Source organism: Enterovibrio gelatinilyticus, assembly GCF_028683095.1.
Lineage (GTDB): Bacteria > Pseudomonadota > Gammaproteobacteria > Enterobacterales > Vibrionaceae > Enterovibrio > Enterovibrio gelatinilyticus.
In genome coordinates, this window is record NZ_JAJUBC010000015.1 from 101,602 (window position 1) to 120,430 (window position 18,829).

Sequence of the window (18,829 nt, forward strand, 5' to 3'; positions counted from 1 at the left end):
CAGATAAATGTTGGAAGTAGGATACTATCGGAGAAAGTACCAACGAAAAAGCCCGCAGCAAAAAAGCTGCGGGCTCTCAATAAATGGTCGGATATACTGGATTCGAACCAGTGACCCCCACTCCCCCAGAGTGGTGCGCTACCAAGCTGCGCTAATATCCGATTTTGTTGCTCTGAGTTACAACACTTAAAAATAAGGTTGAGGGCAACAAACGAGAATGACTCGTTTAATAGCTTCTGTTTGAACGTCAACGGATTAGATGACGTGATATAGACAGACTCTATACAAATCATGGTACGAATACATGATTTCAGTGTCAATCATCTTTCTATAATAAAGGCGGGTGTTTCAATCATTTGGCAAAAAAAAAGGCAGCCACTTGGGCTGCCTTATGCATCAATTTTGTTCGGGGTGGTAGAATCTTTTTAGCTCATGCATAACTTGCATAAGAACCGACAACTGAGGCTTTCCTTCTGGTTGTAACTTGTAGTTACTGTCGTAAATTCGGTAGTTACCGAATTTATCGACAACCGTGGTTTTGTCTGGTTGAACGACAACAATATCACGGCTATCCCCGGCGATTACCCATCTGCGTGGCTTGTCTGCCAATTCAAACAGGTTACGGCCGCTAGTGTACATTTCAGACGGACTGTCTGTCGCAAGCATGGACTCCATTAAGGTTGGAACAACGTCTAAATGCGAGCTGTAGACATCCACGTTACGAGCTTCTTGGTTTGGCCAATGGATAACCATAGGAACCTGCAACTGGTACTTGCTGTAATTGGTGTTTGCGCCCCAACTGTTTGATCCGGTCTCATTGAATTCGGTACCGTGATTGGCGGTGACAACGACAATGGTGTTATCAAGTTGACCGTTGGCTTCCAGCGTGTCAAATAGCTCACCTAACAAGCCATCGACATAGTATGCGGCGTTGTTATAGCTGTTTTTTAAAACTAAGGTTGTGTGTTCGCCTACGCTGGCTAAGTCGTTGTCGAGTGACGGCTGGAACGGGCTATCGTAATCACCACCTTGTTCATATTCGGTGACGCTTTTTAATTCAAGATAAGCAAACCAAGGTTTTGTGCTATTGCCCTGCTTGATCCATGTGTCGAGGTTGTCTGCAGCCATATGGTCAGCAACCCATGTTTCTTCAGACACGACATCTTTGACGCCATTAAGGTGTTTGCCAAAGATGCTTTGATAATAAATTGGGTTTTCAAAATTGTCGGCGCTGAAGAGGCCGAAGCGATACCCTTTCTTCTCGAGAGTGTCTACGAGTAGAGGGCTAAGACCTTCTGTTCGTGCACTTTGTGCATAGCTGCCAGGCAAGCCGTAAAATAGGCCAAACAGACCCGCCATCGCATCATTACTGGAACTGTAGTGATTAGAATACGTGACGTTATCTTTACTAAATTGACTCAAGTTCGGCATCACGACAGGGTCGAGCATGTCAGAGCGCAAGCTATCAACCATCACAATCAATAAGTTTTGATTATGCTTTGAAGCATCGGCAGCAAATGAGATTTTTTCTAATGGATAGCGAATGACTTCGCTTTCTTGATTGCCCAACTCGTCTCGACGACGCTGATATTCTTGGCGATCAAGTAGGCCATATTTTTCCATGAAGGTTTTCGCCGTCATGGGATAGGAAATAGGGAAGTTGGAACGTTGTGCCGTGACTGGGCTGTATAAGAACGCATCTGCCCAGATATGGATAAGATGGCTTCCAATGAAGCATACGGCAAACACACTAGCGATAGGCACGCCCACGCGCTTGCGAGACAGTTTTCGAAGCTTACGCCAAACCCATTCCGACATGGCGATTTCTAGCAGGAATATCGCAGGAACAACAACAAACAGATACTGCCAATGAGCATTCATGTCTGTTTTTTCACCGCTAAGCAGCAGTTCCCAAACTAAGGGGTTTAAATGGAGATGCAGGGTTTCAAAGGCGTAGATGTCCAGCAGCAAGACTGTCATGCCAGCCGTTGAAACGAGCACGGCAAACAGCCTCATCAGTCGTTGAGACGGAATGAGGAAGCTTGCCGGGAAGATCACCAAAATGTAGACGGCAAAAACCAGAAAACCGAAGTGACCAATCCAGGTCAACAACTGATAGGTTTGTCCGATCAATGTCTCGGGCCAGCCGGATTGCACTATGTAGCGCGTCCCCAGCAACATGGCTGCGATAATATTGAAAAAACTAAACCAGTGCCCCCAGCTAATCAGCTGTGACACTTTATCCTTGTACGTATTTCCGCTGTCTACCATAAAGGCTAATTCTTCTCTTTATTTTGCAACGCGTAAGTTTTCGACGCGGTCTTATTACTCTGTATCGATAGAAGACAGCAGAGCTTGAGCAAATTTTTCCGCAATGACTTTTCGCTGCGCAGCTGGCAGGTTGTTATTCATCAGATTAGTAGCGATGTTACCCACCACCATCAGCGAAAGGTCAGTCGAAGCTTTGTGCTTTTCAAGTACATTGACCACATCGCTCAGGATCTGTTCAACGTTTTTATCTTGATATTTAGAAGTAACAGGCATAGAAACTCTTGTCTTGTGTCAGCAGAAGCCGCGTATAATACCTCACACTTTAGTCTGACGAAAAATGTTTTCAATTATGAGCCTCACGCTTTCAAACGTTATTCTTCATCAACTTAAAAAAGATGGCGAAGATTCATTGGTCGTGCACCTGAGAGATCAGATGCTAACTCATTCACCTTCAACGGAAAATTTGATCAGCGAGATTCATCGCGTCTATAACGCAAAAGCTGGAAAAGGCTTTGGCCAATTTGCTGAAGAAAGCGATGTTGCAAGCTGGTTGAAAGCATGTAGAAAGCAAGAACTCGATTTTCTGTCATTTTCTTCGCAGTCCGCCGAGCGATTAAAAACCGAATTATCTAAGTATCCATTTGCTGATGAAGGGGTGTTGGTTATTGCCGAGTACCGTTCATTGGCGACAGAGTATTTGTTCATTGGTTTGTTAGAGTCCAAAGCGAGCATGAAAGTCACGGACGAACTGGAGATCAGTTCTACGGATTACCTCGATGTGGCCAAAATGGATATTGCTGCTCGTATCGATCTGTCTACGTGGGAAACTGACGCGCAGTCGAATCGCTATCTCACCTACATCAAAGGTCGTGTGGGTCGTAAAGTGGCTGACTTCTTCTTGGATTTCATGCAAGCAGAAGTTGGTATGGACACCAAGCAACAAAACTTGGTGTTGATGCAAGCGGTGGAAGATTACTGCGCGGACTCTCGTCTTGAAAAAGAAGAGAAACAAGAATACCGCAAGCAAGTATATGACTATTGCAATGGTCAGCTTCAGTCGGGCGATGAAGTTATCGTCAAAGAATTGGCAAGTGAGCTTCCTAAGAATGAGCAAGGCGTCGATTTCTACCAGTTTGCTTCCGAGCAAGGGTATGAGTTGGAAGAAAGTTTTCCAGCCGACAGAACTGCTATGCGAAAACTGACGAAATTCGTTGGTGGTGGAGGTGGCCTGTCTATTAATTTTGACAGCATGTTGCTAGGAGAGCGTGTTTTCTATGACCAAGATACTGACACCTTAACGATAAAAGGCACGCCACCGAATTTGCGTGATCAGTTAATGCGTCGCTTAAACACAGAAGACTAGATTCGACAAATAGACGATATTGGGTAAACCGTGCATACGCCTCGCTGCGCAACTTGCGAAAGGGGTGTATGCGCTATCTTACAAGTTTTGTCTTTTATGTTTGCAAACTAAGACATATTGCCTAGATTAATTATAAGTGTCGTAAAAATGACGCTTCCCGTGGGAAACGGGAGTGGAAGTCGCTTCGAGAAAAGTAGGTAAACGGTAAAATTAATGCACAGGAAATCATTGTGACGCCACTTCCAATACTGAATCAAATTAGCAAACGGCTCATGCTCATTGGACGTCAGAGAACGGCAAAGAATTGGATATCTTTGTTGCTTTGGTGTGGTTTTGCTGTGTCGTTCACTTATGCGTTTTTTTCCTATTCGGATATGAAGCATACCAAAGGTCATGCTACGCATATCGTCAAGTTAAACAATGCAGCGCAACAACTTCGTCAAACTGTTTCAGCGTCAATGTTGAATCAAGATAATGAACGTAAGAACCTCGAGAAAGAAGTTCAGCATTTTCGCTATTTGTTGCTTAGAACAAAGTCACACACGATAGAAGATCGATGGGATGACATTCAACATACGTTGCTTGAAGCCGACGCTTTTGTTGAAAACGTCGACAATTTACTGGCGTCAATTTATGCAGTATCCAAAGTGACTGAGCAATTAAAGCAATTAATAGACTCCCAAACCTCCCCTGAATTGGCCTCAATCTATCAATCGATTGGTACTTACTTGTTGTTTGAACTTCATGGCTTCAACAACGAAGACGATTCAGGTCGTATCGGACGCTTTAACCGGTACTTAGCGGATGTTGAAGACCAGTTGGCGGCACTAGATAACAGCACCGAACAAGTGCAACTTTATGCGTTATACACCAGTTTAGAGCGTATTAATCGTCAATTAGAAAGTGTTGATGAAGTCATTAATCATAAGTTTGTTCGCTCAATGACGCAGCAGCAAGCCTATTGGACAACGCAGGTGATTGAGCGATTAGATACGACGATCTCAATGCTATTTTGGGCGTTTGGTTTGTTGTTCGCACAGGTATTGCTTCAATATCGCGCTCTAGGCAGTGGGCCTGATAAGACGGAAGCGAAACCATCCGTCAAAGAAAGCAGTGCGGACGCCCTAGTACCCTTTAAATATGTTGAGCCGTCAGAACCATTGTTTGATGCCAGCATTCTGCATGAGCAGTTAGATGGTGATAAAGAAGCCATTGAGTCCGTATTGACCATGTTTGTGGCTGAGCACCAAGGTGATGCGGGCCACCTTGAAAAGCATATTAGTCAAGGTCAGACTGCGCGCGCTCGCTCGTTGATGCATAACCTCAAAGGCGTGTCGGGCAATATTGGTGCGTTAGCATTGCAAGACTTTTGTACCCATGCTGATGCAAAACTTAGAGAGGGACAATTGCTTGATATTCTTGTTGTTAAGCAATTTCAAAAGCTGCTGAGTCTGACTATTCAAGCTGTTCTGAAAGAGATGGAGCAATCTCATAAAGCTATTGTATCTTGAGGGTCTTGCGTGTTTGTAAAGGATTTGCCTTGGTATAAAACGATGAGTGTTAAAGCCTTATGGATTGTGGCTTTAATGCTGACTGTCGTTGTTATTACGATTGTGTACGTGCTTGAAACCACTGGCGACAGTATGGTGCGAGAAAGCGCTAACCAACGTGTCGAAGCTCAGGTCGAAACGGTTGCACAGAGCTTGGGTCAGCTATCTAATAACGTTGAAACTATTGCATTTTCTTTGGCGAATACCTTGTCACTTGACGATAGTGAAACGGATATCGAGAAAAAACTATCTGCAATGCTGAGCAACAAAAATATTAAACGTATTGTTGCGAGTGGTGGCTTTTGGCCCGAACCCTTCTTATATGACGAAAATCGAGCGAAAGCGTCAGTGTTCATCGAAATGGGACAAGATGGCTTATATTCTCGTATCGATGACTACAATGCAGACTCTGCCGCGCCTTATCACACTGCAGAATGGTATGCGCCAGCGCGATATTCATCAGAAGAAGCATATTGGTCAAGAGCATATATAGACCCGTTTACCCAAGAATCCATGGTGACATGCAGTGTGCCTATTTTTGCTGGAGGCAAATTTGCGGGCGTCGTGACGATTGACGTCCGGCTTGCCGAACTACAGGCTTTTCTGACACGAAGCGGGCAAAAGATTGGCGGGTATATGATGATGTTTGATAGAAGCAGTCGTATTATGTCGTACCCTGAGACACTGTCTGATCAACGTCCTATTTTATTGCCGAGTGTGCGTGAAATTGCAAACTCGCAACCAGATTTTGCAGAGTTGGCATTAGTGATTAGCCTTGCGACTCAAGGCGAGCGATTGGTCACCCAAAGTGACCCTAAGCTTCAAGACATTGCCGAATCTATTGTTTCCTCTTCACCTGATATTGACCTTGGGTACGCGTTATCTGTTGCGACAGAATTGGCGCCTAACCCTTCTGTTTTTCGACCAACAGAACGATTGTTTATTCACCGTCTTGACAATGATCCTATCTTACAAGAGGCGACCGTTGTGTTCGGTCGTACGCTGCCAGATACGGATTGGTTACTGGTGGGAGCGTTGCCCGAACGCCTCTTACAAGTTGAAGCGACCAAACTGAAAAACGATTTGTTTTTTGCTATGGCGTTGGTTGCTATCGTGTTGGTCGGTATTGCATATTTGGCCATACATCTCCAGATTGTCCGCCCCATGGCTCGCGTGCGAAGTGCGCTGATTAGCCAGCGCGGAGATGTTCCTTTCGCCCCTATCGATTATGCCGAGCGTGATGAACTCGGTATGTTGGTGAGTGAATTCAACCAATTGAGCACCAATCTGGTAGAGACACGAGAGCGTGCAGTGGATGCTGCGCGAGCCAAGCAGTTATTCCTTGCCAATATTAGCCATGAAATCCGCACGCCTATGAATGGTATCTTAGGTGCGTCATCGTTGATGCAAGATGAGCCTATGACGAGTAAACAGGCCGAGTATCTTTCTGTGATCTCTCATTCATCTCGGGGGCTCATGTCATTGATCAACAATATTCTGGACTTCAGTAAAATGGAGTCAAGCCATCTGAAATTGGAAGAAGCACCTTTCGATCTCGAACAGGTCAGCACCTATGTTCGAGATCTCATGTTGCCCACCATTACCAACAAGCCTCAATTGGTGTTTGATCTTGTGTACGAAGAAAATTGCCCGAGGCGCTTCTTAGGGGATGCGCACCGCATTGAGCAAATCGTACTTAATTTGGTCTCGAATGCGCTCAAATTTACCGATTCAGGTATCGTTCGCCTTAAAGTGGCGATGAACCAAAACGGTGGACGATACACTGGTGTTAGTATTCAAGTGTCAGATACTGGTGTGGGTATTCCTGCGGATAAATACAGCGTCATTTTTGATGAGTTTCAGCAGGCTGACACATCAACAACGCGTAAGTTTGGTGGTTCAGGTCTTGGGCTGGCAATAACCAAGCAGTTAGTTGATTTGATGGGCGGTGAAATTGCGGTGACCAGTGAGGTTGGCCGAGGCAGTCAATTTACGGTCATCTTGCCGCTTAATATTGAAAAAGACAGTGTTGATACCAAGGGGCATGAGTTACTCAAACAGCGCAATGATGCTTTTGCGGGTAGGCACTGTCTGTTAGTAGAGGACAACGCGATTAATCTGATGATTGCTGAGAAAATGCTGATGAAGCTTGGTTTCTCAGTGGATAAGGCAACAGATGGCATTGCCGCATTGGATAAGACCAAAGTGCAAGGCTACGACATCATTTTCATGGATATCCAAATGCCTCTCATGGATGGTTTGGAGGCAACAAGGCAAATTCGTTCTTCGGATAGTTTTAATCATCAAACGCCGATTGTTGCGATGACGGCTAACGTACTTAAAGACGATATTTGGCGTTGTATTAGTAACGGAATGCAGGGACACATTGGTAAGCCACTAAGAGAAACGGATATTTATACCGCGTGTAGTAAAGTGCTGTCTTCAGAGGTCGAAGCCTAAACGTATTCATATACCTAACTACCCAAGGTTCTCTGAGCAAGCGCATCTTGAGGTTGTTTGGGTATACGACGTTGTATTCGGCGGTTCAATCCGCTAAAGCTTGATCCGTATCAAAGGTTTTTGCTCGAACCTGAGCAGAATAGCGCGCCTATGAAAACTGTATCGATAACGTCCGCGAAACGTCGCCAGCCTCTGTGGCTTGTTCGCGCCATGACGTCCCTATATTGCAAACATATTCACCGTGGCAGTCAGCTTTGTCAGCATTGCACGGCCTTAATCGCTTTTGAAGAACAGCGTGTTGTTCAATGTTGTGAAGAGGGCGGTGGTTCGTCTTGCAGAGAATGCAACCGACAGTGTTATCCGGATGCGACTCGCTTGGAAATAAATCACATCGTACGTTGGGCCGAGCCGAAGATGCGTTGGCGTAGACCTCTTATGGTTGCTAGGTATTACGTTTCATCACTCTTTCGCTGATCAGTTAGCTAGCTGCAGTGGTTATCTTGCAGCAATTTATCCCTCTCGCCTCTGAAGGTGCATCCGCGCCTGTTTATGTCTCTCTCAATGATTCTAAACACACCTGTTTGCGTGTGTTTTTATTGATCCGCTTACATCATCTACCGTAAACACGCTGCTTAACTGCGGGGGGTATACTCGCCGTCTCGTTCCTCGAATGGGTGGGTTTTCACCCATTTCCTCTTTTTCATATCTCAAATTTGTTTTGCAATTGTTAATTAATTGTTTTCATTTTTCTGTGTGTCAATTTCCTCAACTAAAGATTAAAGGGAGTTATTACATCGCATGTCGTATCTGGCATGCATGACACAAGGAAAGAGGATTCAGTATGAACAAGCTTAAAACGGTGCTTTCAGCTGTGGCGCTTTGTGCGGGGATGACGGCATTTGCCCATGCAGCACCAGAAACCATCAAATTTTCACATGTAGTTGCTGAAAATACGCCTAAAGGACAAATGGCGTTGAAGTTCCGTGACCTGGTTTCAGAGCGTATCGGCGACAAATATGTGGTTGAGGTTTACCCAAACTCACAACTGTTTGGCGACGGTAAAGAAATGGAAGCACTGCTACTTGGAGATATTCAGTTTATTGCCCCTTCTTTGTCCAAGTTTTCGAAATACACCAAAAAACTGCAGGTTTATGATCTCCCGTTCCTTTTTAAAGACATGGAAGCGGTCGACCGTTTTCAACAAAGCGAAGCGGGACAAGAACTACTTCAATCTGTGAAAGGCAAGGGGTTGGTTGGCTTGGGCTATTTGCACAACGGTCTCAAGCAGCTTTCTGCAAACGATCCACTGCGCGTCCCCAGTGATGCGGATGGTAAAAAATTCCGCATCATGAGTTCTGACGTGTTGGCTGCGCAATTTGAAGCGGTTGATGCCGTTCCTTTGAAGAAGCCGTTTTCAGAAGTCTTTACGCTTTTGCAAACTCGCGCTATCGATGGGCAGGAAAACACCTGGTCAAATATCTACTCTAAAAAATTCTTTGAAGTTCAGCCATACATTACTGAATCAAACCACGGGGTATTGGATTACATGGTCACGACATCCACTGAGTTTTGGATGACACTTCCTGATGAAGACCGTGAAGTACTGCAAAAAGCACTCGCAGAATCCGTGGCGCATGGTAATGCAATTGCCAATGACAAAGTGATGAAAGATCGTAAGAGCATCATGGAATCGGGTCGTAGCGAAATCATCACGTTGACTGACGCTGAACGCCAACAATGGGTTGAAGTAATGAAGCCCGTTTGGAGCCAATTCCAAGACGATATAGGTCCTGAAATTATCGAAGCTGCTGTGGCTTCTAATCAGTAAGTGACGAAGTCCAGCGCAGGGGTTCTGCGCTGAGCTTTTTCGTGGGAGTAGAAAATGATTCGGTTATTACACCGTTTTGAAGAGGCAGGCATCGGCCTCTTACTGGTGACAATGACACTGTTGGTGTTTTTTGAAGTGATACTGCGCTTCTTTTTCAATGAAGGTTTGCTTTGGGCACAAGAACTTACCTTGTATCTCTCTGCATGGCTCGTGTTGATGGGCGCATCTTGGGGGCTTCGGGAAGGCGCACATATCGGTGTGGATGCCGCGGTTAAGCACTTGCCTCCATCTTCACAAAAAGTCGTCACCTTATTGGCCTTGGCCTTGTGCTTGGTTTATTGCGGCTTGTTTCTTTACGGTTCGTGGGTCTACCTGAGCAAAATGAAAATGATCGGTATTGAAATGGAAGATATGCCGATTGAAAAATGGAAGGCGATGTCCTGCTTGATTCTCGGGTTTGGCTTGTTAGCACTGCGTGTTTGTACCATCGCGTATGAAGTATGGACTGGAAACAGGCAAGGGTTCGGGCTTATTGATGAAGCGCAGGAAAGCATGCACCTTGCAGAAGAATTGGCGAATGAAATGGATGACAAGAAGGAGCGAGGCCAATGACCATTGCTGCATTATTTGGGATGTTGTTCCTTTGCATGTTCATGGGAATGCCCATCGCCATCGCATTGGGCTTATCGAGTGTGACAACCATTCTTATCTTTTCAAACGATTCGTTGGCCTCTATTGCCTTAAAGCTGTTTGAAGCCACCAGTGAACACTACACCTTACTCGCGATCCCTTTCTTTATTTTGTCTTCTGCGTTCTTGTCGACGGGTGGTGTTGCGCGTCGACTGATCAATTTTGCTATTGACTGTGTTGGACACATCCGTGGCGGCCTTGCAATGGCCTCTGTCATGGCTTGTATGCTCTTTGCTGCTGTTTCTGGTAGCTCACCAGCAACGGTTGCGGCTATAGGCTCCATCGTCATTGTAGGCATGGTAAAAGCGGGGTATCCGAAAGCGTTTGCCGCGGGTGTTATCGCCAATGCAGGAACCTTGGGCATTTTGATCCCGCCATCCATTGTGATGCTGGTTTATGCCGCGGCAACGGAAGTGTCAGCCTCCCGTATGTTTATGGCGGGCTTTATTCCTGGCTTGATGATGGGCGGTATTTTGATGGTGGCAATCTATATAGTTGCCGTCGTGAAAGGGTTACCGTCTCAACCGTTTCCGGGCGTAATGTCATTGGTTCACTCAGGGCTTCGTGCACTCGGTGGCTTAATGCTTATCATCATTGTGCTTGGGTCAATTTATGGCGGGGTAGCCAGCCCAACAGAAGCCGCGTCGGTTGCTGCGGTTTATGCATGGCTCGTGAGTGTTTGGGGTTACCGCGACATAGGTCCGCTCAAAGACGTACCTTGGCGTCGTGACGGAGAGGGAACAGCGAGCATGCTGATGAGAAACTTTGCGTCTCTTCCAATGGTCATGGTGAAGTCATTTACCGACAAAGAAGTGAACCACGTTGTTCGTGATGCATCGAAAGTTAGTATCATGCTGTTGTTCATCATCGCTAATGCCATGCTGTTTGCTCATGTATTAACGACAGAGCGAATTCCACATACTATTGCGGAAACCATTGTGGCTTGGGGATTACCTGCTTGGGGCTTCCTGATTGTGGTGAACATTCTGTTGTTGATTGCAGGTAACTTTATGGAGCCCTCGGCAATTCTGCTGATCATGGCGCCGATATTGTTTCCTATCGCGATGCAACTTGGCATTGACCCCATTCATTTAGGCATCATCATGGTGGTGAACATGGAAATAGGCATGCTGACGCCACCGGTTGGGTTGAATCTGTTTGTGACGGCAGGTATCACTGGGGAGAGTATGGGATGGGCAATTAAAGCGGCGCTGCCGTGGTTGAGCCTATTGCTGATTTTCCTGATACTGATCACTTATATTCCAGATATATCGTTGTTCTTGCCGAACTATCTTGATTCGTTGCGTGGCTATAAATCCTGATGTAACGACCAAAGATAACAAAAAGGGGCGAATTCGCCCCTTTTTATTTGTTCGTTTGTTTACGTCTAACCAACGCCAGACTTGCGTTGTAGCAGGGTAAGCACACTAGCCGACGAAGAATACTTATTCCGCCAGCTTCTCAAGCACTGCTTTTAGTAGCTTGATGCGTGGTTCAATAGAGTGAAGCTCAAGGTATTCTGCGTCACTGTGGAAGCCTGCACCGATAGGGCCTAAGCCATCAAGGGTGGGTACACCTAGCACGGCGGTTAGGTTTGCATCAGAGCCGCCGCCCACTTCCTGCCAAGTGATATCGATACCCAGATCTTTTCCGGTTTCTTCGATCATCGCCATGAGGCTTTCCGTTTTGCTTGTCGGAGCCATTGCAGGTTTGGTTGCTTCGCGTACCAAAGAGACGGTGACGCCATCAACAAACGGGGTTTCCGTCAATGCGCGGATTTTAGTGTCTACTTGCGCATATTCATCGTTGTCCCAGAAACGCACATCAACCACTGCTTCTGCGTGTTGAGGAACGATGTTCGCACCGTCGCCGCCATTCACAACGCCTACGTTCAGGGTGGTGCCTGTTTCGAAGTCCGTCATCGTGTTCAAGGCTAGGATCCAATGCGCCATTTCAGTGATTGCACTGCGGCCATTTTGTGGTTCATTACCTGCGTGTGCCGCTTTTCCATGGAATGTCATTCTGTAACGTGCCATGCCTTTGCGTGCTTTTACCAATGAGCCATCAGCACGTGCTGCTTCAGCAACTAGTACGTGGCGCGCATCTTTCGCCACTGACTTTAGCCATTCTTCTGAGTGCAGTGAGCCAATCTCTTCGTCTGGGTTCATGCAAACACAGATAGACAACGCATCACGAACACTCAAATCCAGCTCACGCAGTGCGTATACTACGTTCAGAAGGCCTGACTTCATGTCTGAAACGCCTGGGCCGTATGCACGGTTTTCATCGTTGCTCATTGGGCGTTCAGCCGCGGTACCCACTGGGAATACGGTATCCATATGACCGATCAGCATCACGTCGATGTGTTCTGCTTCAGGCTTGTTGCGGATCTCAAGACCCACGCCAGCAATACCACAATCAACACGTTTGATGTTCCATCCGCCCATGTCTTCGTATTTTTCGGCCATGATGTTGGCAATCATTTCGATGCCTTCAACAGTCAATGTGCCACAATCTACATTGATCAGGGGGCGCAGTTCTTCTAGATAGGTGTTCAGAGAAAAGTTCATAGCAACTCCGGAAATCCGTTTGGAAAGCAACGCCGAGCCTTTATTGGATAAGAAAGTGCTCGGCGTGAGAGAAAAGCGTTAAACCAGAATGTTCATCACCAACATTGCGCCAAGGGCATTGATCACTGAGATGATAACCATGGCTGGGATGTAGCGGCCTTCAGTACCGATTGGGCCTAGGATGCGGCCAAGGTATTGAACTTGTGAACCCATTAGGTAAATAGCAGGAGCAAGAATGGCAATGTGCTCGCCATTCAAGATGCCTTGGTCAAACAGGCTAATCACCACGCCCACTGCGCCACCCATCGACATCCACGCGCCGATAAGCACAGCGGCCGCTTCACCAGGAAGGCCGAATACTGCCATGACAGAAGAGAACAAGGTGCCCATCAGATCCAGTGCGCCGGTGATTTGAAGCGCTTTGATGATCACGAACGCCATCAGAACGTTTGGTACGGTTGACGTGGTTGCGATGGTCCAGCCTTTCTTAGCGCCTTCTACGAAAATGTCCGTCACCATCGGTTTTTTTGCTTCAGCCATTATGCTTTCTCCTCGGTTAGCGCGTTGTCGGCTTTGTCTTCTTTGCCTTCAGTGATGTTCAAGTAAACGCGGAACAGGTTTGCACCCACGAACTTGAATACGAACATCACGGCAACCGCGAGACCGATAGAAGAAGAGACTGCCAAAGAGCCGTCCATCAGTGTCAGGGTGAACAGCACCGCACCTGATGAGAAGAAGTTCACGATCGCTGCACCTGCAGAGAACTGGAACATGGTGAAAATATCTGCTTCACGCTTGGTAAGGTGACCTTCGTCTTTTAGCTGGCGAGTCATAGCTGCACCCGCATCGGTACTTTGCAGCGATGCAATCAATGCAAGACCTGTGTTACCAGGGATGTTCATCAATGGACGAAGAAGTGGCGTAAGCAGTTTACGTGCAGCATCCAGCGCGCCGTAGTGCTCTAGTACGTTGATCATACCTAGGGCGAACATCACGGTAGGGATCAGTGTTAGGGCGAACAGGAAGCCGTCACGAGCACCGCTACCGCCTTTACCACGCATAGAAGTGGTTGCAGCTTGGATGCCATCAGCGGTTTCGTTAACGCCATAAACAACGCTACCGAAAGAACCGTTCAATGTGGTGAAGTCAAAAACGCCATACCATTCGTTAGATTGGAGTAATCCTGAAAAGAAAACGACGGCGAAGGCGAGGGCAAAGTAACTACCGATAGTAACTTTGCGAGTTTGCTCGCTAGGAGTGCTCATAGATACCTCTTTGGGCTAAGTGTGTTTGCGTATGCAAAATGAAATCTGCCCCCATTCTCTTCTGCGAGGGATTCCGCACTTTGATTGGGGTCAATATGTGCTACTGAATGGTGGGGAATTCGCGTGGTGCAATGTTGAATATGTGATCGTGATCTACTATCTGTAGCAGTGTCGGGAAGGCTAAGATTTTCCGCTAAAACAAGGATGTAAACACCTTTCGAGAGATGTAAAAAAGGCAGCTATCGCTGCCTTTAGAAAGGGGTTGTTGAGATTACGCTTTTTGTAGTGCTGCAGCGCCTTCTAGGCTTGCGTTATCGGATGCGACTTCGTGCTGTTGGTTTGGCTCAACAGGGTCAACAAACCAACCAAGATAAGACGTCACAATCGTCACGATAATACATACGAAACTTAGCCACATGAAGGGAGCGTAAGAGAGCGTCGCCACACCCAAAATGCTCGCCATGTAGATACCGTTATCACTCCAAGGCACCATTCCTGATGTCAGCGTGCCGCCAAATTCTGCATTACGAGAAAGGTTTTTACGGTGGTAGCCAAGGCGGTCATAGTTTTTCGCACAAATCTTCGGTGTCAGAATCAAAGACACGTACATGGCAGAACCAAACACGTTACCAAGGAAAGCGGTACCAATGGTTGAGGTAGCAAGACTGCCAGCAGAGTCGACTTTACGTTCAAACACCTTTGCGATGGTTTCAAGTACACCCACTTTGTCTAGCAGGCCACCAAAGCCCAAGCCGAACACAATCACAGCCACTGAACCCAGCATGGATTCCATACCACCACGGTTTAGGATGGCATCAATGAAGCTCACGCCAGATTCAATCGAGAAGGGTGCCCATGCAGTGTTGATTGCGGCTAGTGGATTCATGTCTTGAACTACGATAGCCCACACGATACCCAATACAGAACCAAGAGAAATCACTGGGAATGACGGTAAGCGCAGTGCCAATAGCAACAATACGATTCCAACAGGAATGAAGGACAAAGGTGAAATCACGAATTGTTTGTCCATGGCGGCAATCACGTCGTTCACTTGGGCCATGTCTACGTTACCTGCGTAGTGTAGGCCAAGGGCGGTGAACAGAATACCGGTGATGATGTAACTGATCAGGGCGATAGGTAGCATGCCTTTGATGTGCTCAACGATTTCGACACCTGACATAGAAGAAGCAAGGATCACGGAATCAGAAAGCGGAGATAGCTTGTCACCAAAGTAACAGCCTGACAACACAGCACCTGCCGTCACTGGTGCTGGAACACCAAGCCCTTGGCCAATGCCCATCATTGCGATACCCGCAGTACCCGCTGCACCCCATGATGTACCCGTCGCTAGCGCCGTCAATGAACAAATGATCATGGTGGCGGCGAGGAAGATAGAGGGGTGAATGGCATTCAAGCCGTAATAGATGATAGTTGGTACTATACCGCCAGCAATCCAGGTACCGACAAGTGCGCCGACAGCCAGAAGGATCAAGACCGCCCCTAAGCCATTTGCGATGCCGTTGGTGGCAGCTTTCTCGAGATCTTTGTATTGATGACCTAGCTTGATGCCGAGGCCGATGATCAAGAACCAACCAATATATAACGCAAGCTGAATGGGTAAATTAAGCTTCGCCGTGAAAGAGAATGCGAGTAAGAGAAATAGACCAAGCGCAGCGAATACTTGGAATAGCGAAGGGAGTCGCGCCGAGTGTCTTTGCATATTTCAAACCTTTCGTTTGTGGAGCTAATTAGCTCCTGCCGTTGAAATATCCATATTGGGGCTATCAGTACTACCTTCCTGGCGGCGATGCATACTTTAGCGAAAGAGACTGGAGTAGGTGAACAAGTATTTCCATTTATGTGACTTTGCAGTCTCGGGTGTTATTTTTCATGGTTTTCTGTATCAAAACGATGGATATGATGTGGCTTTTTATGGTGAGGTTGTGTTTATTGTCTGTTTTATGGATGTGTGAATATTTGTAAATTACGATGGTAAATATCCTAAGAGTTCAGATTTTGTAGATCATGACCTGAAAATATCCATCAATGCAGTGATTGAATCTAAGTGTCAGCTTGCAATGATGATGCGGGTTTATAAAAGCTTATGAAAACAGAGATTGAGATAGAATTTCTCTGCCAACCTTATATAAATTGACTGATTGGTGTGGTTCTGGATGGTTTGCATTGATTTGCCTCCCTGAACTACGCAAAAAGATGCAGTTTTTGCTTGTTATTTGTGTCGTTAATTTTCAAGATAGAGGCAGAAGATTACAACATGGAGTGTGAGTGAGAATGAAAAGAGTAGGTTTAGTCGGCTGGCGCGGTATGGTCGGATCTGTACTGATGCAGCGCATGGTAGAAGAGCGCGATTTTGATGTTATCGAACCGGTTTTCTACAGTACCTCTCAAATTGGTATCCCAGCGCCAAACTATGGCAAAGATGCGGGCTTACTGGAAGATGCATTTGATATCGAAAGTTTGAAAAAGCTAGACATCGTTATCACCTGTCAAGGTGGTAGCTACACCGAAGCGGTATATCCAAAGTTGATCGCTGCGGGATGGAAAGGTTATTGGATTGATGCTGCTTCAACGCTACGTATGAAAGAAGACAGTATCATCACGTTGGATCCGGTTAACTTTAAACAAATTCAAGAAGGCATTCACAAAGGCACTAAGACCTATGTGGGTGGCAACTGTACGGTAAGCTTGATGCTGATGGCTGTAGGTGGCCTCTACCAAGAAGGTTTGGTTGAATGGATGACAGCGCAAACGTATCAAGCGGCTTCAGGTGCTGGTGCGAAAAATATGCGTGAATTAATCAGCCAAATGGGTGTGATTAATGACTCTGTTGGTTTAGAGCTGGCAAACCCTGCAACATCCATTTTGGACATCGACCGTAAAGTCGCGGAAACGCTGCGCTCTTCAAGCTTCCCAACCTCAGAATTTGGAGCGCCATTGGCGGGCTCATTGATCCCTTGGATTGATGTGAAGCGAGATAACGGTCAAAGCAAAGAAGAGTGGAAAGGCTCGGTAGAAACGAACAAGATCCTTGGCATACAAGATAGCCCAGTACCGATTGATGGTACCTGTGTACGTATCGGCGCAATGCGCTGTCACAGCCAAGCATTGACGCTAAAACTCAAGAAAAACGTGCCAATGGATGAAGTTGAAAGCATCATCGCATCGCACAATGATTGGGTTAAAGTGATCCCGAACGAGCGCGACATAACGGTTCAAGAATTGTCGCCAGCAAAAGTGACCGGCACGCTGTCGATCCCTGTAGGTCGTTTGCGTAAAATGAACATGGGTGATGACTTCCTCAATGCGTTCACCGTAGGTGATCAGCTATTGTGGGGTGCTGCAGAGCCGCTTCGCCGTACACTGCGTATTATTTTGTCTGAAGTCGCTTAAGCACTCGGTCAAAATGAAATAATAAAAAACCGCTGCGAATCAGCGGTTTTTTTGTGCCTGCGGTTTGACCCATCGTGAAAAGGCACAATTTGACATCAAAAAGCGACACCAAAATGAAGACAAAAAAATACCCCGCAAACGCGAGGTATTCATTTTTACAGGCGATTGCCAGAAATTACGCTGCTAGGTTTTGAGCAACGAACTCCCAGTTAACCAATGCCCAGAATGCATTCATGTAGTCTGGACGTAGGTTGCGGAAATCGATGTAGTAAGCGTGTTCCCACAGGTCAACGGTCAGCAGAGGAGTCACACCTTCTTCAGTCAAAGGCGTCGCTGCGTTAGATGTGTTAACGATATCTAGAGTACCGTCAGCTTTTTTCACCAACCAAGTCCAAGAAGAACCGAAGTTGTTGATCGCTGAATCAGTGAATTTCGCTTTGAATTCTTCGAATGAACCGAAAGATTTTGCGATTGCATCAGCCACATCGCCAGTTGGCTCGCCGCCGCCATTTGGGCTCAGGCAGTGCCAGTAAAACGTGTGGTTCCAGATTTGCGCAGCATTGTTGAACACACCGCCAGTAGAGGTCTTGATGATCTCTTCTAGAGATTTGTTCTCAAGCTCAGTACCTTCAACTAGGCCATTCAGCTTAACAACGTAAGTGTTGTGGTGTTTACCGTGGTGGTATTCCAGAGTCTCTTGAGAAATGTGTGGCTCAAGTGCATTTTTCTCATAAGGAAGAGCTGGTAGTTGAAATGCCATTACGCGATTCTCCATGATAGGCGGGGTTTCCCCCTGACATTATTGCTTCCTGTAGATTTGTCTTACACTTTAGGAAAGGCTCCCTGAAGAGGACGTATCTACTTATAGACTGACTGCGAAACAGTTTAGCAAGTTTTTACTTTATTAAAAGAAGAATTTTTAAAAAAGCGACTTAAATTGACCCTATAGATTTTAGGCGTTTTTTTCCGGCCTTTTCCCAGTTAGAATCAAGGTAATCATCACACTTGGTGTTCGAGGAAGTAATGGAAACGATTGATAAAATTAAACAGCAGATTGAAGAAAATACCATCCTGCTATACATGAAAGGCTCGCCAAAGCTACCTAGCTGTGGCTTTTCTTCTCAGGCTAGCCAAGCGCTGATGGCGTGTGGTGAAAAATTTGCATACGTGGATATTCTACAAAATCCTGATATCCGTGCTGAACTGCCTATCTATGCACAATGGCCGACATTCCCACAATTGTGGATTGAAGGTGAGTTGGTTGGTGGTTGTGACATCATTCTGGAAATGTTCCAAAAAGGTGAGCTTCAGCCAATGATCAAAACTGCCGCTGCGCGCCGTGATGCGGAAGCGAATGACTAAGCCATTGGCTGAGTTTGTGCACGTAGTACAAGAAAGCCGCTAATTTTCATTAGCGGCTT

General features: G+C 46.3%; 16 protein-coding genes and 1 tRNA gene. 9 read left to right on the top strand and 8 right to left on the bottom strand.

Annotated features, from left to right (window positions below):
- Window positions 1-84 precede the first annotated feature (84 nt).
- From LRP50_RS14215 to LRP50_RS14225, 3 genes are all read right to left on the bottom strand, one after another.
- Window positions 85-161 (bottom strand) — tRNA-Pro (locus LRP50_RS14215).
- 235 nt (window positions 162-396) lie between these two features.
- A complete protein-coding gene (locus tag LRP50_RS14220) occupies window positions 397-2,271 on the bottom strand; it encodes a DUF3413 domain-containing protein (RefSeq protein WP_274165126.1) in 1,875 nt (624 codons plus the stop codon).
- Between the two features lie 54 nt (window positions 2,272-2,325).
- On the bottom strand, window positions 2,326-2,544 hold the full coding sequence (locus LRP50_RS14225) for a YejL family protein (protein WP_028022839.1): 219 nt from the start codon (window positions 2,542-2,544) through the stop codon (window positions 2,326-2,328).
- A 76-nt stretch (window positions 2,545-2,620) separates the two neighbouring features.
- On the opposite strand from LRP50_RS14225, the gene yejK reads away from it, so the two are divergent.
- From yejK to LRP50_RS14260, 7 genes are all read left to right on the top strand, one after another.
- Entirely contained in the window at window positions 2,621-3,634 is a 1,014-nt protein-coding gene (gene yejK / locus LRP50_RS14230) for a nucleoid-associated protein YejK (RefSeq protein ID WP_274165127.1), read from the top strand.
- A 272-nt stretch (window positions 3,635-3,906) separates the two neighbouring features.
- The gene (locus LRP50_RS14235) at window positions 3,907-5,145 is read left to right on the top strand and encodes an Hpt domain-containing protein (RefSeq protein WP_274165128.1); all 1,239 of its coding nucleotides are present in this window, start codon (window positions 3,907-3,909) and stop codon (window positions 5,143-5,145) included.
- Between the two features lie 42 nt (window positions 5,146-5,187).
- Window positions 5,188-7,644, top strand: coding sequence for a hybrid sensor histidine kinase/response regulator (locus tag LRP50_RS14240; RefSeq protein WP_274165129.1), 2,457 nt, complete (start codon window positions 5,188-5,190; stop codon window positions 7,642-7,644).
- Window positions 7,645-7,794: 150 nt separating this feature from the next.
- Complete coding sequence (locus tag LRP50_RS14245; RefSeq protein WP_274165130.1) at window positions 7,795-8,118, top strand: nitrous oxide-stimulated promoter family protein; 324 nt, start codon at window positions 7,795-7,797, stop codon at window positions 8,116-8,118.
- 367 nt (window positions 8,119-8,485) lie between these two features.
- On the top strand, window positions 8,486-9,472 hold the full coding sequence (locus LRP50_RS14250; protein ID WP_274165131.1) for a TRAP transporter substrate-binding protein: 987 nt from the start codon (window positions 8,486-8,488) through the stop codon (window positions 9,470-9,472).
- A gap of 54 nt (window positions 9,473-9,526) precedes the next feature.
- On the top strand, window positions 9,527-10,084 hold the full coding sequence (locus tag LRP50_RS14255; RefSeq protein WP_274165132.1) for a TRAP transporter small permease: 558 nt from the start codon (window positions 9,527-9,529) through the stop codon (window positions 10,082-10,084).
- Window positions 10,081-11,484, top strand: coding sequence for a TRAP transporter large permease (locus tag LRP50_RS14260; RefSeq protein ID WP_274165133.1), 1,404 nt, complete (start codon window positions 10,081-10,083; stop codon window positions 11,482-11,484). The genes LRP50_RS14255 and LRP50_RS14260 overlap by 4 nt, the downstream gene beginning before the upstream one ends.
- Before the next feature lie 123 nt (window positions 11,485-11,607).
- On the opposite strand, the gene LRP50_RS14265 is transcribed toward LRP50_RS14260, so the two are convergent.
- From LRP50_RS14265 to nhaC, 4 genes are all read right to left on the bottom strand, one after another.
- On the bottom strand, window positions 11,608-12,732 hold the full coding sequence (locus tag LRP50_RS14265) for a M20 family metallopeptidase (RefSeq protein WP_274165134.1): 1,125 nt from the start codon (window positions 12,730-12,732) through the stop codon (window positions 11,608-11,610).
- 78 nt (window positions 12,733-12,810) lie between these two features.
- Window positions 12,811-13,272, bottom strand: a complete 462-nt coding sequence (locus LRP50_RS14270) for a YjiG family protein (RefSeq protein ID WP_274165135.1) — start codon at window positions 13,270-13,272, stop codon at window positions 12,811-12,813.
- Window positions 13,272-13,997 (bottom strand): nucleoside recognition domain-containing protein, encoded by a 726-nt coding sequence (locus LRP50_RS14275; RefSeq protein ID WP_274165136.1) that lies wholly within the window; start codon window positions 13,995-13,997, stop codon window positions 13,272-13,274. Before LRP50_RS14275 ends, LRP50_RS14270 begins: the two co-directional genes overlap by 1 nt.
- A gap of 271 nt (window positions 13,998-14,268) precedes the next feature.
- Complete coding sequence (gene nhaC / locus LRP50_RS14280; RefSeq protein ID WP_274165137.1) at window positions 14,269-15,717, bottom strand: Na+/H+ antiporter NhaC; 1,449 nt, start codon at window positions 15,715-15,717, stop codon at window positions 14,269-14,271.
- A 572-nt stretch (window positions 15,718-16,289) separates the two neighbouring features.
- On the opposite strand from nhaC, the gene asd reads away from it, so the two are divergent.
- Window positions 16,290-17,408 carry an aspartate-semialdehyde dehydrogenase gene (asd, locus tag LRP50_RS14285; protein ID WP_274165152.1) on the top strand — a complete coding sequence of 373 codons (1,119 nt, stop codon included), beginning with the start codon at window positions 16,290-16,292 and terminating at the stop codon, window positions 17,406-17,408.
- A gap of 175 nt (window positions 17,409-17,583) precedes the next feature.
- On the opposite strand, the gene sodB is transcribed toward asd, so the two are convergent.
- Entirely contained in the window at window positions 17,584-18,168 is a 585-nt protein-coding gene (gene sodB / locus LRP50_RS14290; protein ID WP_274165138.1) for a superoxide dismutase [Fe], read from the bottom strand.
- Window positions 18,169-18,431: 263 nt separating this feature from the next.
- On the opposite strand from sodB, the gene grxD reads away from it, so the two are divergent.
- A complete protein-coding gene (gene grxD, locus LRP50_RS14295) occupies window positions 18,432-18,770 on the top strand; it encodes a Grx4 family monothiol glutaredoxin (protein WP_274165139.1) in 339 nt (112 codons plus the stop codon).
- Window positions 18,771-18,829 lie beyond the last annotated feature (59 nt).

What these genes read in the sequence shown, in the direction of transcription:
- LRP50_RS14220 (WP_274165126.1), bottom strand. Translation starts at nt 2,271, where the DNA reads ATGGTAGACAGCGGAAATACGTACAAGGATAAAGTGTCACAGCTGATT.
- LRP50_RS14225 (WP_028022839.1), bottom strand. Translation starts at nt 2,544, where the DNA reads ATGCCTGTTACTTCTAAATATCAAGATAAAAACGTTGAACAGATCCTG.
- yejK (WP_274165127.1), top strand. Translation starts at nt 2,621, where the DNA reads ATGAGCCTCACGCTTTCAAACGTTATTCTTCATCAACTTAAAAAAGAT.
- LRP50_RS14235 (WP_274165128.1), top strand. Translation starts at nt 3,907, where the DNA reads ATGCTCATTGGACGTCAGAGAACGGCAAAGAATTGGATATCTTTGTTG.
- LRP50_RS14240 (WP_274165129.1), top strand. Translation starts at nt 5,188, where the DNA reads ATGAGTGTTAAAGCCTTATGGATTGTGGCTTTAATGCTGACTGTCGTT.
- LRP50_RS14245 (WP_274165130.1), top strand. Translation starts at nt 7,795, where the DNA reads ATGAAAACTGTATCGATAACGTCCGCGAAACGTCGCCAGCCTCTGTGG.
- LRP50_RS14250 (WP_274165131.1), top strand. Translation starts at nt 8,486, where the DNA reads ATGAACAAGCTTAAAACGGTGCTTTCAGCTGTGGCGCTTTGTGCGGGG.
- LRP50_RS14255 (WP_274165132.1), top strand. Translation starts at nt 9,527, where the DNA reads ATGATTCGGTTATTACACCGTTTTGAAGAGGCAGGCATCGGCCTCTTA.
- LRP50_RS14260 (WP_274165133.1), top strand. Translation starts at nt 10,081, where the DNA reads ATGACCATTGCTGCATTATTTGGGATGTTGTTCCTTTGCATGTTCATG.
- LRP50_RS14265 (WP_274165134.1), bottom strand. Translation starts at nt 12,732, where the DNA reads ATGAACTTTTCTCTGAACACCTATCTAGAAGAACTGCGCCCCCTGATC.
- LRP50_RS14270 (WP_274165135.1), bottom strand. Translation starts at nt 13,272, where the DNA reads ATGGCTGAAGCAAAAAAACCGATGGTGACGGACATTTTCGTAGAAGGC.
- LRP50_RS14275 (WP_274165136.1), bottom strand. Translation starts at nt 13,997, where the DNA reads ATGAGCACTCCTAGCGAGCAAACTCGCAAAGTTACTATCGGTAGTTAC.
- nhaC (WP_274165137.1), bottom strand. Translation starts at nt 15,717, where the DNA reads ATGCAAAGACACTCGGCGCGACTCCCTTCGCTATTCCAAGTATTCGCT.
- asd (WP_274165152.1), top strand. Translation starts at nt 16,290, where the DNA reads ATGAAAAGAGTAGGTTTAGTCGGCTGGCGCGGTATGGTCGGATCTGTA.
- sodB (WP_274165138.1), bottom strand. Translation starts at nt 18,168, where the DNA reads ATGGCATTTCAACTACCAGCTCTTCCTTATGAGAAAAATGCACTTGAG.
- grxD (WP_274165139.1), top strand. Translation starts at nt 18,432, where the DNA reads ATGGAAACGATTGATAAAATTAAACAGCAGATTGAAGAAAATACCATC.